The sequence below is a fragment of the Streptomyces sp. NPDC059788 genome, assembly GCF_042732265.1.
Taxonomy (GTDB): domain Bacteria; phylum Actinomycetota; class Actinomycetes; order Streptomycetales; family Streptomycetaceae; genus Streptomyces.
Genome location: NZ_JBHWHY010000066.1, coordinates 1 through 14,016, shown reverse-complemented (window position 1 = coordinate 14,016; position 14,016 = coordinate 1). Strand labels below are relative to the sequence as shown.

The following is a 14,016-nucleotide window of genomic DNA, read 5'->3' as shown; positions in this document are numbered from 1 at the left end:
GTTCGTCCCGCGATTACCAGGCGACGGGGAGCGAGATCAGGCCACGTGCGCGCAGGGTACGGCGATGGCGTACGTCGGCGCGCGCGATGTCGAGCCGCAGACCGGGAAAACGGCTGATGAGAGCGTCGATGGCGGTCTCGGTCTCCATCCGCCCCAGGGCCGCGCCGAGGCAGTAGTGGATGCCGTGGCCGAACTGGAGGTGGCCTCCCGCGTCGCGGTCCGTCCCCAGCGTGTCGGCGGCGGGGAAGCGGTGCGGGTCCCGGTCCGCCGAGGCAAGGGAGAGCAGCACAGTCTCCCCCGCGGGCACCCGTACGCCGCCGATCTCCACGTCCTCCACGGGGAACCTGCGGATGGCCAGCGCGACCGGTCCGTCGTAGCGCGCGAACTCCTCCACGGCCCCCGATAGTTCGGCTGGATTCGCACGCAACGCCGCGAGGCGTTCGGGGTGGTCCAGCAGCGCGAGCACGGAATTGCCGATGAGGTGCACGGTGTTCTCGTAACCGGCGAACAGGAGGAGGAAGGCCAGCGAGGTGAGTTCGTCCTCGGTGAGCCGGTCCCCGGCGGCGTCCGGCGCCGCGGCCGGGCCCGTACCGCCGTCCGCGCCCCGGTCCGCGCCGCCCTCCGCACCGCCGTCCCTGACCATGATCAGGTCGGACAGCAGGTCGTCCCCCGGCGCGGTCCGCTTCGCCGCGATCAGCCGGGTGTAGTAGCGCATCATCGCCCCGACGGCCTGCTTGGCCTCCTCCGGCCGGGCCGGGTCGGGCGCGATCAGCGCGTCCGTCCAGGCGCGGAAGTCCGGACGGTCCCGCTCCGGCACGCCGAGGAGGTCACAGATGACGACGATGGGCAGCGGGCCCGCGTAACTCTCCATCAGGTCGGTCCGGCCGGCGCCCTCGACCGCGTCCAGCAGGCTGTCGGCCAGCCGCCGCACGGGCGCCCGCAGCTTCTCGACGCGGGCGGGGGTGAACGCCTTCGCCACGAGGCGGCGCACCCGGGTGTGGTCCGGCGGGTCCATGTTGAGCAGGTTGGCGTCCAGGGCGGGCGGCAGCGAGAAACCGCGGTAGCCGCCGTGCGCGTGGCGCTTGTCCAGCGAGAGCCGCGGGTCGGACAGACACCTGCGCACGTCCTCGTACCGGGTCACCAGCCACGCGGGCTGCCCGTCGGGGCCGGCGATGCGGTGTACGGGCCCGGCCTCGCGCAGCGCGGCGTAGCCGGCGTACGGATCGTCCAGCAGGTGTGTCACGTCGATCAGGTCGTCGGGGCCGGTCTCGGCGGTCTTCTGCATGGTCCACGACTCTAGACACGGCGGGCGCCGGGGCGGCGGGCGGCCGGCGGGCCGTTTCGGTCAGTGCCGCCGCGCCGCGCTGCGCTGCCGCAGTTCGGTGAGCACCGTGTCGGTCAGCGGGGAGTGGTAGACATCCGCCACCCGCGCCAAGTGCTCGAACTCCGCCGCCAGTTCGGCGAAGCGTCCGGACCCGGCGCCGCCGGGACGGCCGTCCGTCAGCTGCTCCCGGCCCCCTGCGGCCCGGACCCCGCCGCGCTCCCCCGGCCACCCCTCCACCCGCACCACCACACTGTCGGCACCGAGGACGGGCACCAGCCCGATCGCCCGGTTCTCCAGCCCGCGGCGCAGCGCGGCGGCCTCCGCGACGGCCGCCAGCTGCCGTTCGTCCGCCACCACCGCGCGCCCGCGCTCGCGCGCGATGTCGATCGTGTCCGATTCCACGTACCGCCGGATGCCGCGCTGTACGGTCCGGATCTCCGCGAGCTGCCGGTCCGCGCGCCACTGGAGGTCGGCGAACGGCCAGTGCGTCCGCCGCGCGGTCACCTCGGGGGCCTGCGCGGTGACGTCCTTCCACAAGGGCTGGAGACGGCGCATCCGGCGCCAGGCGCCCGCCCGGGGGCCCGCGGCGGGCAGCGCGAGCCCGGCGAGCACCAGGACCGCGCCGGCCATGGCGCTCAGCGACGCCACTCCGTCGGAGAGCCACAGCGCCTCGCGGCCGGCCCAGGACAGGGCGAAGCCGACCAGCTTGCAGGCGCAGTAGGCCAGGCCGAGCCAGCAGCCCGCGGCCAGCACCCGCAGGCCGCGGGCGAGCCAGGAGGTACCGAGCCGGCCGGCGTAGCGCGGGCAGAGGGTGCCCAGGCCCGCGAGGCTCGTGCCGAAAATGGCCAGATACAGCACCAGGAACGTCATCACGCCGGGCGATCCGGTGTAGGCCGTACTGAAATCGCGGGGATGCTCGACATCGTCGGGCCGCCCGAAGACGAAGCAGACCACGGCCGCCGCCCAGGCCACGGCCACGACCGCCACAGCCCTACGGGACCGCTGCCGGGCCCGCGCGCGGCCCGCCGCACCACCGCCGCCGTTCCAGCGCAGCAGCAGGACGAAGGCGCCGGCCGCGAACACCACGACCGCGGAGTAGAGGAAGACCATGGCGAGGTTCGGCACGCCGGTCAGCCGGTCGAACCACTGGTAGACGCTGGGGGCGGAGAAGAGGAACACCGTCGCTACCCCCGCGCTCATCACGCAGGTCAGCCTCAGATCGGCGTCGCCGCGGTCGCGGAGCCAGGTGCGGATCTTGAAGGCGACGACCGTCCAGGCCAGCACACCCAAGCTCAGATACAGCACGTCAAACACTCGATCCCCCGTCCGAGTCGGCCGTTCCGGCGCCGCGCGCGGCGCCGTCCTTTCCACCGGCGCCGGCCGTGTCGCGCCCCGGCGGCGGACGGCCGGGTGCGTACGGCACGAGGTGTGTCCGGTGCCGCGAAGCGGTCCGGAGTCCGTGGAAGGTCTTGTCCCCGTCGGCGGTGCGGGCCTTCGGGCCCTGGGCCGTGCCGCCCGGCCGCTCGCACCGGTATCGCGCCCGCCGGGCCCGTACGCCCGCGCGCAGGCGGTTCCCTCGTCGCGTGCGCGTGCTCCGCGCCCCGCTCCCGGTCCGCACGCCCCCCATCAGCATCCGCCCCCCGGCTTCGCTCCCCCGGGTTCCGGCCGCCCGCGCCCCGCACGCAGTTGTCACCGCCGAAACCGCAGCCCGCATCCTGTCACGCGCGCGATATCGCGCACCAGTCCACTTATGGACAGGGAAAAGCGGGGAAAGAGGGACGCGCGGCCAAGGATTCCAAGCCGGAGCCGACCGGGGTCAGTCCCCGAACCGCCGCCGTACGTCGGCCCGTTCGGCCAGCCGCCGCGGATATCCGGGGCCGATCCGCGGCCGGGTGTCCGCGGCCGTCATCGGTTCGCCGCATCCGGCGCAGACCACCTCGGCGTGGCTGTCCTGACCGCAGCGCTCGTGGTGGAAGAGGACCGGCGGCCCGTCGGCGCCGGCCAGCCAGCGGTCGCCCCACTGGTTCATGGCCGCGAGGACGCCGAAGAAGTCCCGGCCCTTCTCGGTGAGGACGTAGTCGAAGCGCACCGGGTCGCGCTGGTAGGGGCGCTTCTCCAGCAGCCCCTCGTCCACCAGCCGGCGCAGCCGGTCGGTCAGCGTGTTCCGGGCGATGCCCAGCTCGCGCTGGAACGCGTCGAACCGCCGGATCCCGTAGAACGCCTCGCGCAGGACCAGCGGCGTCCACCAGTCGCCCAGCAGGTCCATGGTGCGCGCGATCGAGCAGGGCCAGTCGGCAAAGGAAGTGCGCCTCATGCGGCGAGCATACGAGGGTCCCCTCGGCCGGCCCCGGCCGAGGCGTCGCGCGCGAACGCCGCGAAGGCCGCTCCCGCATTCCTGCGAGAACGGCCTACGACCTGCGAAAACGCTGGTCGGGACGACAGGATTTGAACCTGCGACCCCTTGACCCCCAGTCAAGTGCGCTACCAAGCTGCGCCACGTCCCGATGCCCGTCCGGCCCGGGTTTTTCCCCCGGCTGGCCGTGCATGAGAACAATACCGCATGTCAGGGGGTGTCCACCGCCAGGTTTCGGGCAGCGGGCCCGCGCGGCGGTGCCGGGCTCGCCGGCGCGGCCGCGCGCCCGCGTGAGTACGCGTACTCATGCGCTCCCGGCGGACCGGCGGCACGCTACGCGCATGACCACTCCTTCGATACAGCGGCCGACGACCACCGCCTTCTTCGTGCAGTCCGCGATCTCGTTCGGACTCTCCCTGGTCGCCGTGACCGTCGGCATCGTCAAGCTGCCCGTGGGCGCCTGGGAGCGCGGGTTCCTGGGGCTCGGTCTGATCTTCGTGGTCTCGTCGGCGTTCACGCTGGCCAAATGCGTACGGGACCGGCAGGAGGTCGAGGAGGTCACCAACCGGGTGGACAAGGCCAGGATCGACAAGCTCCTCATCGAGCAGGACGTCTTCAAGCCGGGTCAGGTGTGACGCGCGGCGCCCCGGCGACAGGGGGCCCGGCTCCGGGCGCCTCGGGGCGGTCGCCCAGCAGATAGCGGGCGCCGGGCCCATTCTCGGCCGCGGCATCCTGCGGGTTGTACAGGCCGCACTTGCGCAGGCTGAGGCAGCCGCAGCCGATACAGCTGGACAACTGGCCGCGCAGCTTCTGGAGTTCGGCGATCTGCTGGTCGATGCGGCGGGTCCAGGTGCGGGCGACGCTGTTCCACTGGGCGGCGTTGGGTGCCCGGTCCCGCGGCAGCCTGGCCAGGGCCGCGCCGGTCTCCTCCAGGGAGAGGCCGACCACCTGGGCCGCCCGGATGAAGGCGATGCGGCGCAGGGTGGCGCGGGTGAAGCGGCGCTGTCCGCCGCCGGTGCGCTCGGAGTGGATCAGGCCCAGTTCCTCGTAGTAGCGCAGCGCGGAGGCGGCCAGTCCGCTACGGCCTGCGAGTTCGCCGATCGGCAGGCGGTCGTGGGGTGAGGTCATGCCCGCAGCCTAGTGCTTGACTTCAAGCGTCCTTGAAGTTGCACGCTCTCTTCCATGACGACGACCACACCCTCCGCCGCGTCGCGGGACGCGGACTTCGCCGCTCTCCCCCGCCTGATGAGCCTGATGACCGGCGACGAGAAGCACGGCCCGGCCGCCACCTCCACCCTCGACGCCCTGTGGGTGCTCTACGACCGGGTGCTGCGCGTCTCCCCCGCCACCGCCCAGGACCCGGACCGGGACCGCTTCCTGCTCTCCAAGGGGCACGGCCCGATGGCCTACTACGCGGTGCTCGCCGCCAAGGGCTTCTTCCCCGCCGCATGGCTGCCGGGCTTCGGCTCGTACGACTCGCCGCTCGGCCACCACCCGGACCGGCTGCTGGTGCCCGGCGCGGAGATCGGCAGCGGTTCGCTGGGGCACGGGCTGCCGCTCGCCGTCGGCACGGCGCTGGGGCTGCGCGCCCAGGGCCGCACCGGCCCGGCCGTGTGGGTGCTGGTCGGCGACGCGGAGCTGGACGAGGGCAGCAACCACGAGGCCCTCGCGTACGCGGGCGCCGCCGGCCTGTCCCGGCTGCACACGCTGGTCGTCGACAACTCCTCGTCGACGCACGGCTGGCGCGGCGGTATCGCCTCCCGCTTCGAGGCGGCCGGCTGGTCCGCCACGACCGTGGACGGGCGCGACCACGAGGCCCTGTACGCGGCGTTCACCGCACCCCACCCGGACCGGCCGCACGCGGTGGTCGCCCGGGTGGAGCCCAAGGAGTACTCGGGCGAGCCGAAGCCGAAGGCGTCCTGAGCCGCACCCGTATCCGTACGCACGCCCGCGCACGCCGCGCCCCCATCGCCGCACCGCCGCCGCACCGACTTCGAGAAGGAACATCTGATGGACACCATGCGTGAACGCTTCGCCTCGGTCACCACCCAACTGCTCGACAAGGACCCACGGCTGGCCGTCGTGCTCGCCGACATCGGCGCCGACGGCTTCCGGTCCGCCCGCGAACGCCACCCGCGGCGGGTGGTGAACGTCGGCATCAGAGAGCAGCTGCTCGTCGGGGTGGGCGGCGGGCTCGCCCTGGCCGGGCTGCGGCCCGTCGTGCACACCTTCGCCAGCTTCCTGGTGGAGCGCCCCTTCGAGCAGGTGAAGCTGGACTTCGGGCACCAGGGCGTGGGCGGGGTGCTGGTGAGCGCCGCCGGTTCCTACGACTGGCCGGCCGGCGGTTTCACCCACATGGCGCCGGGCGACATCGCCCTGCTGGACAGCCTGGAGGGCTGGACCATGCACGTCCCCGGCCATCCGGACGAGGCCGAGACGCTGCTGCGGCACGCCGCCGCGGCCGGTGACGACAAGGTCTACGTACGGCTGTCCGTCCAGAGCAACGAGGCGCCGCGGCCGGTCGACGGGGCACGCTTCCTGACGCTGCGCGAAGGGCGCGGCGCAGTCGTGCTGGCGGTCGGCCCGATGCTGGACAACGTCCTCGCCGCGACCGAGGGCCTGGACGTGACCGTGCTGTACGCGACGACCGTGCGGCCCTTCGACGCCGCGGCCCTGCGCGGCGCGGTCGCCGGGAGCACGGCGGCGGACGTGGTGATCGTCGAGCCGTACCACGAGGGCACCTCGACCCGGCACGCGAACGACGCGCTGGAGCACGTGCCGCACCGCGTCCTCGGTCTGGGCGTCGGACGCCGCGAACTGCGGCGTTACGGGCAGCTCGACGAGCATCTGGCGGGCCAGGGCCTGGACGCCCGGTCGCTGCGCGAGCGGATCACCGGTTTCCTCGCCCGGTGACGGCCGTACGCGGCACGCCGTACGCCGGGGCCTACACGCGCTCGTCCAGCCACGCCAGCAGGTCCCGCTGGACCTCGTCGCGGTTGGTCTCGTTGAGGATCTCGTGGCGGGCCCCGGGGTAGGCCCGCCAGGTCAGGTCGCGCAGGCCCACGTAGCGGAAGTCCTCCAGGAGTTCGGCGACGTGCGTCAGCCGCTGGTTGCAGGGGTCCTGGTCGCCGACGGCGATGTGCAGGGGCAGCCCGAGCGGTACGCGGGCGAGGTTGCGCGGGTCGTTGACCTTGCGGACCGCCCGTACCCAGTCCAGGGACAGCCCGGCGCTGAAGGGGAAGCCGCACTCCTCGTCGGCCACGTAGCGGTCCACCTCGGCGGTGTCGCGGGAGAGCCATTCGAAGCCGGTGCGGGGCTCGTACGGGTCGTTGAAGGAGCCGAAGAGGTCCGGGACGAAGCCGGAGAGGGCGGCGCGGCCGCCTTCGGCGATCTCCGCCTCCAGGGCGGCCGCGCCGCTCTCGACCTCGGCGCCGGGCAGGCTGCGCAGGACGCCGGTGAGGATCAGCCCGGCCAGGTCGGCGCCGTACTCCTGGGCGTAGTCGCGGGCCAGCATCGAGCCCATGCTGTGCCCGAGGAGGACCAGCGGCAGGCCGGGGTGGTCCGCGCCGGCCCGGTCGCCGATGTGCTTGAGGTCGGTGACGACGGCGCGCCAGGCATCGTCACCGACGACGCCGAGGCCGCCGGTGGAAGGAGCGGTCGCGCCGTGGCCCCGGTGGTCGGAGGCGATCACTCCGTAGCCGTGGCCGGTCAGGAAGCGCGCGAACCGGTCGTAGCGCCGGGCGTGTTCCGCCGCGCCGTGGGCGATCTGGACCAGGGCGCGCGGCTGCCCGGACTCCGGCAGCCAGGTGTACGTGGCGATGCGGGCGCCGTCCGGGGCCTGGTGGAAATCCTGCTGCACGGCCTGCATGGCGCACTCTCCTGACTGCCGGAACGGACGGGGCACGGGACGGCCGGGGCGGACCGCTTCCGGGAGGCCGCCGCGGATCTTCGGCCCCCACTCTCCCCCGGAACCCGCGAGCGGCCAAGGGACGCGCCCGTCAGGTGTTGACCCCGGGCCGTCGGCGCGTGACACGATCAGTCGGTTCGCCGCAGGCCACCGACCCACGCAACCCCCCATGGCTGGAGGACCGTTGGACACCACGGACAGATCTGCCGACGCTTCCCGGGCCGCGCGCTTCCCGCGGCCCCTGTCCCGGCGCAGTTTCCTGCAGGGCACGGCCTCGGCCGCGGCGGTCACGGGCCTGGCCGGGCTCCCGGGCCCGCTCGCCGCCACCGCCCACGCCGCCGGCGCCGACGCCGCCGGCCTGCCCACCCTCTCGTTCACCGCCGCCACGAACGGCGCCGCCTCCCTCTCCCCCGCCGGCGACCGGCTGATCGCCGAGGTCCAGAACGTCCTGTGGTCCCTGCCGCGCGACGGCGGCGAGGCCCGGGCGCTGACCCCGCCGGACCTGGAACCCACCCGGCCCGTCCACTCCCCCGACGGCAGCCGCGTCGCCGTCTGCGCCTACCGCGGCGGCGGCTTCCACATCTGGACACTGCGCCCCGACGGCTCGGACCTGGAGCAGCTGACCGACGGGCCGTGGGACGACCGCGGCCCGGCCTGGTCGCCGGACGGCACCCGGCTCGCCTTCGCCTCCGAGCGGGGCGGTGATCCGGTGACGGGCAGTCCGTACCGGATCTGGGTGCTGGACCTGCGGACCCGGAAGCTGACCCGGGTCACCGGCCGGGCCGGGCAGCCGGGCCCCCACCAGGACGGCGCCTGGGAGGACTTCGACCCCACCTGGTCGCCGGACGGTGAACGGCTGTGGTTCGTGCGCGGCACGGTGTCGGGCACCTCCCTGGCCGGCCGCACCATCGCGTCCGTACGGGCCGACGGCGGCGGCGAGGTCGTCACCGAGCACACCGCCGCCTCCGGCACCCAGGCCATGGTCCCGGCCCTGGCGCCCGCCGCGAAGGGCGGTGCCGCCCGGCTCGCCTATCTGCGGACCACCGAGCGCCCCGGCGCCACCTGCGCCCTCGTCGTGGACGGCGCCGAGGTCCCGGTGGACGGCGACGTGGAGCCCGTACCGCCGCGCTGGATCTCACGCGAGGAGCTGCTGCTGACCGTCGGCGGACAGTTCACGGTGCTGCGGCCCGCCGCGCCGGACGATGCGGAAACCATTCCCTTCACCGCCGAGCTGCCGGTACGGCGGCCCCGCCACGAGGTCAAGGACTACGGCTTCGAACGCACGGGGGCGCGCCCGGTGCGCGGCGTGCACCTGCCCGCCCTCTCCCCCGACGGCCGCCAGGTGGCCTTCGCCGCGCTGAACTCGCTGTGGCTGGTCTCCGCCTCCGGCGGCAGACCCCGGCGGCTCGTCCGGGCGGACACCACCCGCTACATCCTCGGGCCGGGCTGGGCCCGCGACGGCCGTTCCCTGGTGTACGCCGACGACCGCGAGGGGCTGTTCGCGGTCCGCCGGCACGACCTGGCGAGCGGCGAGGAGACGGTGCTGGCCGGCGGGGGCCGGGTGCAGCCCGCCCTGTCCCCGGACGGCGGCCGGCTCGCCGCGATCGACATGTCCGGCAACCTCGTCGTACGCGACCTGGCCGACGGCAAGGAGACGCTGACCGCGCCGCTGGGCGCCGGCGGCGTGCCGGGCCGTCCCAGCTGGTCGCCGGACGGCCGCTACGTGGCCTTCTGCGACCGCAACCGCCTCAACCGCCGTTTCCGCGAGGGCTACAACCTCATCCGGGTCGTCGACACCCGCACCGGAAAGGACCGGCTGCACGCCCCGGACCCGGGTCACACGCTGCTGTCCATCGCCGACCGCTACGACTCGGGACCCGTCTGGTCGCCGGACGGCCGCTGGATGGCACTGATCGCCGAATCCGCCCTGTGGGTGCTGCCCGTACGGCCGGACGGCACGCCCGACGGAGCCCCTCGCCGGCTGACCGACGAGTGCGCCGACCACCCGTCCTGGTCCGGCGACTCCCGCACCCTGCTGTACCTGTCGGCCGGCCGGCTGCGGCTCACCGGCGTGGACGGCGGCCCCGCCCGTACGGTCAAGGTGTCCCTGGACCACCGGGGCACGCGCGCCCGGGACACGGTCGTGCACGCGGGCCGGTTCTGGGACGGCACCGGCGAGGAGGTGCGCGAGGACGTCGACCTGGTGGTGCGGGACGGCCGGATCACCGCCGTCGAGCCGCACGGCCGGGCAGCCGGCCGACGCGCCGCCCGCCGCGTCGACGCGTCCGCGCGCACAGTGATCCCCGGCCTGTGGGACTCGCACACACACCCCTGGCAGACGACGTACGGCGGCCGGCAGACCGCACTGCAACTCGCCTACGGCATCACCACCGCCGTCTCCTTCGGCGGCTTCTCCTACGAACAGGCCCGCATCCGGGAGGCCGTCGCCGCCGGGACCCTCGCCGGCCCCCGGCTGCTGTCCTGCGGCGAGCTCCTGGACGGCAGCCGCGTCGCCTACAGCATGGGCCGCGCCCACGCCACGCGGGAGGGCCTGCGCCGGTCGCTGGAGCGGGGCGCGGGGCTCGACTGGGACTTCGTCAAGACGTACGTACGGGCCCCCGGCTGGATCATGGAGGAGGCCGCGCGCTTCGCGCACCAGCGGCTGCGCGTGCGGTCGGGCAGTCATCTGCTGTCCCCCGGCGTACAGCTCGGCCAGGACATGACGACACACCTCCAGGCCACCCAGCGCCTGGAGTTCGGCCACGCCGTGTCCGCCACCGGCCACGCGTACCAGGACGTGGAGGAGATCTACACCGGCACCGACTTCCACCTCATCGCCACCCCCTTCACCGCCTCCGTCCTGCTGGGCGCCGACCCCGGGCTCGCCGACGACGCCCGCGTCACGACCCTCATGCCGCCGTGGGACGCCGCGCTGACGCGGGAGAACGCGGGCCACCGGCCCACCCCGAAACAGCTGGGCGACATCGAGACCGAAGTCGGCGTCTACCGGCGGGTGCTGCGCGGCGGCGGTCTCGTCGCCCTGGGCACGGACCAGCCGCTGACGCCGGTCGGCCTGCATCTGCACCTGGCGCTGCGCGCCCTGCACCGCTACGGGCTCACCGCCGCGCAGGCCCTGCGCACCGCCACCGTCCTGCCCGCCCGTGTCTTCGGCGCGGACCGGGACCTCGGCACCCTGGAGGAAGGCAAGCTGGCCGACCTGGTGATCGTGGACGGCGACCCGTTCACCGACTTCGACTCGCTGGTGCGTACGTCGGCGGTGCTGCGGGGCGGGCGGCTGTTCGAGCAGCGGGACCTGGTGGCGGCCTTCCCCGCGCCCGCGGACCGCGCGGCCGGGGCCGGGGCGGGCGAGGCGCACTGGCTGGAGGTGGGGCGGCAGCACCGGCGCGACTCCTGCTGCGGGGCGGGCCACTGAGAGCGCGAGCGGGCGCGCCCGACGACGCGGAGGCGTACGGACGCGGGCGGCGGCGGGTGGTGAACGCCCGCCGCCCTCCCGCGCTCCCTCACGCCCCCTTGGTCTGGCCGCGCTCGAAGTAGTCCACCAGCTCCGGGTCCAGGGGCGGCACCTCACGCGGGGTGCCGCCGTCGCGGAGCGAGGCGGTGGCCCGGTCCCCCGCCGCCACCGCCATCCGGGCGGCGACCGGCGACGTGTCGGTACACCCGCCGTGCCGGACGAACCGCAGGAACTCGTCCACGAGCAGCGGGTCGGCGCCGCCGTGCCCGCCTTCGTCGTCCGCCTCGCCGGACGGCAGCCCGTACACGGCGTCGGCGTCGGCGCGGAACCCGGACTGGCGGGAGTTCCACACCAGTACCGAACCGCCCGGCCCGTCGCCGAAGTTCTCCAGCCGGCCCGCGTCGCCGATGACCGTGTAGTTGCGCCAGTAGTCCGGGCTGAAATTGCACTGCTGGTAGGCGGCCAGCACGCCGTTGTCCAGGCGCATGTTCACCAGGGAGACGTCCTCGATGTCGATCCGCGGGTTCAGGCCGCGCTGGCTGCCGGGCGGCCAGTGCGCGTCGTGCGCCAGCCAGTCCTCCGGACGGGGCTCCCCGGGGGCGCGCCGCATCGCGGGGTCGCCGTACACCATCAGGTCGCCCAGTGCCTGCACCTGGCGCGCGTAGCCGTTCGCGAGCCAGTGCAGCGCGTCCAGGTCGTGCGCGCCCTTCTGGAGGAGCAGTCCGTTGGTGTGCCGCCGCTCGGCGTGCCAGTCCTTGAAGTAGTAGTCGCCGCCGTGTCCCACGAAGTGCCGCACCCACACGGTTCTGACGCGGCCGATGTCACCGCGCGTGATCAGTTCGCGCATCAGGCGGATGACGGGCATATGCCGCATGTTGTGACCGACGTACAGCCGCGTACCGGTTTCGAAGGCGGTGCGCAGGATCGCGTCGCAGTCCGCTATCGAGGTCGCCAGCGGCTTCTCCACGAAGACGGGCCGCCCCGCGCGCAGCGCCTGGCGCGCGAGGTCCGCGTGGGTGTGGTCGGGCGTGAGGAGGAGCAGGGCGTCGAGACCGGGGTGGCGCAGCAGCGCGCGGTGGTCGGCGAACGTCTCGACTCCGGGGAGGCGTCGGGCGGCGTACGCCAACGCGTCCGGATCGGTGTCGGCCACCGCGGCGACCCGGGCGCCGTACCCCGGCCGGTGGGCGGTGAGCGCGAGATCGCCGCGCAGGCCGAAGCCGATGACGCCCAGGCGCAGATCGTCGGTCATGAGGTGCCTCCAGAGGCTGACGGACTCCATGGTCGGTGGGGTTCGGAACCTGCGAACGGCGGGGCGGCGGGGGCCGTGGACCACCGGCGTCGCGCCTTTCTTCGCCACCCCGCGGGAACACTGCCGGACGTGCTTCACGCACCGTAAACCACAGGGGTGGTGAATGTGTTCTTCGCACTCCCATTGCTCGCATAAATGCACGGAGTTGATGTTTTATGCGCCGTGCAACAGGTATGCCAACGGGTATTGCACGAGGTAAGCAACCGATGACCGTTCGAAACGGCAGGGCTGGGGGCCACGGTGACCGGCGGCGAACACCCGGGGGGCGCCGTCCGGCAAGCAGGGGGCGGCAGAGCGCGGGGGCGTACAGCGTAGGAGGCTCGTCTTGCATCGCTACTTCACCGACCAGCGGCATGAAGCGCTTCGGCGCCGGGTGCGGGACTTCGCGGAGAGCGAGATCCGGCCCCGGATAGCCGAGATGGAGGCGGCCCGTACGGTGTGCCACGACCTGTCGCGCCTGATCGCCCGCCAGGGGTGGATCGGCGCGACCGTCCACCGCGCCTACGGTGGCATGGGGGCCGGACATCTGGCCAAGACCCTGATCATCGAGGAACTGTCGCGGGTGAGCGGCGCCATGGGCGCCATGGCGCAGGCGTCCCAGCTCGGCGCCGCGAAGATCATCCACTTCGGCAGCGAGGAGCAGAAGAAGACCTGGCTGCCGGCCATCGCCGCGGGCGAGTGCCTGCCGACCATCGCGGTCACCGAGCCGCAGTCCGGCGGCCATGTGCTCGGCATGACGAGCCGGGCGGTCCGCGACGGCGACGACTACGTCCTCAACGGCCGCAAGATCTACGTCGGCAACAGCCACGTCGGCGATCTGCACGGTGTCGTCATGCGGACCGGCGAGGGCTCCTCGGGCCTGTCGGCGTTCCTGGTGGAGGCGGACCGGCCGGGCGTCCGGGTCGGCGAGCAGCGGCAGGCGATGGGGCTGCACGGCTTCGGCTTCGGGGAGCTGTTCTTCGACAACTGCCGGGTGCCGGCGGCGAATCTGCTCGGCCAGGAGGGCGACGGGCTGTCCGTCGCGTACTCCTCCAGCGTGCTGTACGGACGTCCGAACCTGACCGCGGTGTCGCTCGGCATCCACCAGGCCGTGCTGGACGAGACCTCGCGGTTCTGCGCGGAGCGGGAGCGCTACGGCAAACCGCTGGCGCACCTCGGCAACATCAAGATCAAGCTCGGCCGCGTCCAGTCCCGGCTGCTGACCGCCAGACTGGCCGCCTACCACGCCGTCCACCTGCTCGACCAGGGCCTGCCCTGCGACGCCGAGCTGATGAACGCCAAGCTGGTCAACGTCGAGACCGCGCTGGAGTCGGCGCGCGACGCGATGGACATCCACGCCGCCTGCGGGCTGTTCACGGACCGCCCGGTGGAGCGCTATCTGCGCGACGCCCACCACATCTGCGCCCCGGCCGGGACCTCCGACATCCAGCTGCTGCGCCTGGGCGAGCTGGCGCTCGGCACGGCCAAGGGCGAGTGGTCCGGCCGCCTGTCGCACCTGGTGCGCAGGGAACCGCCCGACCCGGAGGAGGACGACCGGGCCACGGACACGCCGGAGCCCGCGGTGGCCGGCCGGCGCACCTCTCTCCTGCGGGAGCGGGCTCAGTTGCAGCCGACCGGTTAGCGCCGGCGAGGGGTGGCGCGGGTCTTCTTC

General features: G+C 73.8%; 11 protein-coding genes and 1 tRNA gene. 5 read left to right on the top strand and 7 right to left on the bottom strand.

Annotated elements, in window-relative coordinates; all coding sequences use genetic code 11:
* Positions 1-13: 13 nt before the first annotated feature.
* From ACFV57_RS38305 to ACFV57_RS38290, 4 genes are all read right to left on the bottom strand, one after another.
* A complete protein-coding gene (locus tag ACFV57_RS38305) occupies positions 14-1,285 on the bottom strand; it encodes a cytochrome P450 (protein ID WP_385242423.1) in 1,272 nt (423 codons plus the stop codon).
* Between the two features lie 60 nt (positions 1,286-1,345).
* On the bottom strand, positions 1,346-2,638 hold the full coding sequence (locus ACFV57_RS38300; protein WP_385242420.1) for an MAB_1171c family putative transporter: 1,293 nt from the start codon (positions 2,636-2,638) through the stop codon (positions 1,346-1,348).
* Positions 2,639-3,140: 502 nt separating this feature from the next.
* The gene (locus ACFV57_RS38295) at positions 3,141-3,638 is read right to left on the bottom strand and encodes a winged helix-turn-helix transcriptional regulator (RefSeq protein WP_385242417.1); all 498 of its coding nucleotides are present in this window, start codon (positions 3,636-3,638) and stop codon (positions 3,141-3,143) included.
* 113 nt (positions 3,639-3,751) lie between these two features.
* Positions 3,752-3,828, bottom strand: a tRNA-Pro gene (locus ACFV57_RS38290).
* Between the two features lie 190 nt (positions 3,829-4,018).
* Between ACFV57_RS38290 and ACFV57_RS38285 the strand changes: the two genes are divergently transcribed.
* Positions 4,019-4,312: a YiaA/YiaB family inner membrane protein gene (locus ACFV57_RS38285; protein WP_385242414.1), complete on the top strand. Its 294-nt coding sequence runs from the start codon at positions 4,019-4,021 to the stop codon at positions 4,310-4,312.
* On the opposite strand, the gene soxR is transcribed toward ACFV57_RS38285, so the two are convergent.
* Positions 4,293-4,805, bottom strand: a complete 513-nt coding sequence (gene soxR / locus ACFV57_RS38280; RefSeq protein ID WP_385242411.1) for a redox-sensitive transcriptional activator SoxR — start codon at positions 4,803-4,805, stop codon at positions 4,293-4,295. The genes ACFV57_RS38285 and soxR overlap by 20 nt on opposite strands.
* A 54-nt stretch (positions 4,806-4,859) precedes the next feature.
* Between soxR and ACFV57_RS38275 the strand changes: the two genes are divergently transcribed.
* Positions 4,860-5,600, top strand: coding sequence for a transketolase (locus tag ACFV57_RS38275; protein ID WP_385242409.1), 741 nt, complete (start codon positions 4,860-4,862; stop codon positions 5,598-5,600).
* A gap of 87 nt (positions 5,601-5,687) precedes the next feature.
* Positions 5,688-6,590, top strand: a complete 903-nt coding sequence (locus tag ACFV57_RS38270) for a transketolase family protein (protein ID WP_385242407.1) — start codon at positions 5,688-5,690, stop codon at positions 6,588-6,590.
* A gap of 31 nt (positions 6,591-6,621) precedes the next feature.
* Here ACFV57_RS38270 and ACFV57_RS38265 read toward each other — a convergent pair whose 3' ends face one another.
* Positions 6,622-7,545, bottom strand: coding sequence for an alpha/beta fold hydrolase (locus ACFV57_RS38265; protein WP_385242404.1), 924 nt, complete (start codon positions 7,543-7,545; stop codon positions 6,622-6,624).
* Positions 7,546-7,768: 223 nt separating this feature from the next.
* Between ACFV57_RS38265 and ACFV57_RS38260 the strand changes: the two genes are divergently transcribed.
* Positions 7,769-11,017, top strand: coding sequence for an amidohydrolase family protein (locus ACFV57_RS38260; RefSeq protein WP_385242402.1), 3,249 nt, complete (start codon positions 7,769-7,771; stop codon positions 11,015-11,017).
* Between the two features lie 88 nt (positions 11,018-11,105).
* Here ACFV57_RS38260 and ACFV57_RS38255 read toward each other — a convergent pair whose 3' ends face one another.
* Positions 11,106-12,305, bottom strand: coding sequence for a Gfo/Idh/MocA family protein (locus ACFV57_RS38255; protein WP_385242399.1), 1,200 nt, complete (start codon positions 12,303-12,305; stop codon positions 11,106-11,108).
* Between the two features lie 385 nt (positions 12,306-12,690).
* Between ACFV57_RS38255 and ACFV57_RS38250 the strand changes: the two genes are divergently transcribed.
* Entirely contained in the window at positions 12,691-13,986 is a 1,296-nt protein-coding gene (locus tag ACFV57_RS38250; protein WP_385242396.1) for an acyl-CoA dehydrogenase family protein, read from the top strand.
* Positions 13,987-14,016: the final 30 nt, after the last annotated feature.

What these genes read in the sequence shown, in the direction of transcription:
- ACFV57_RS38305 (WP_385242423.1), bottom strand. Translation starts at nt 1,285, where the DNA reads ATGCAGAAGACCGCCGAGACCGGCCCCGACGACCTGATCGACGTGACA.
- ACFV57_RS38295 (WP_385242417.1), bottom strand. Translation starts at nt 3,638, where the DNA reads ATGAGGCGCACTTCCTTTGCCGACTGGCCCTGCTCGATCGCGCGCACC.
- ACFV57_RS38285 (WP_385242414.1), top strand. Translation starts at nt 4,019, where the DNA reads ATGACCACTCCTTCGATACAGCGGCCGACGACCACCGCCTTCTTCGTG.
- soxR (WP_385242411.1), bottom strand. Translation starts at nt 4,805, where the DNA reads ATGACCTCACCCCACGACCGCCTGCCGATCGGCGAACTCGCAGGCCGT.
- ACFV57_RS38275 (WP_385242409.1), top strand. Translation starts at nt 4,860, where the DNA reads ATGACGACGACCACACCCTCCGCCGCGTCGCGGGACGCGGACTTCGCC.
- ACFV57_RS38270 (WP_385242407.1), top strand. Translation starts at nt 5,688, where the DNA reads ATGGACACCATGCGTGAACGCTTCGCCTCGGTCACCACCCAACTGCTC.
- ACFV57_RS38265 (WP_385242404.1), bottom strand. Translation starts at nt 7,545, where the DNA reads ATGCAGGCCGTGCAGCAGGATTTCCACCAGGCCCCGGACGGCGCCCGC.
- ACFV57_RS38255 (WP_385242399.1), bottom strand. Translation starts at nt 12,305, where the DNA reads ATGACCGACGATCTGCGCCTGGGCGTCATCGGCTTCGGCCTGCGCGGC.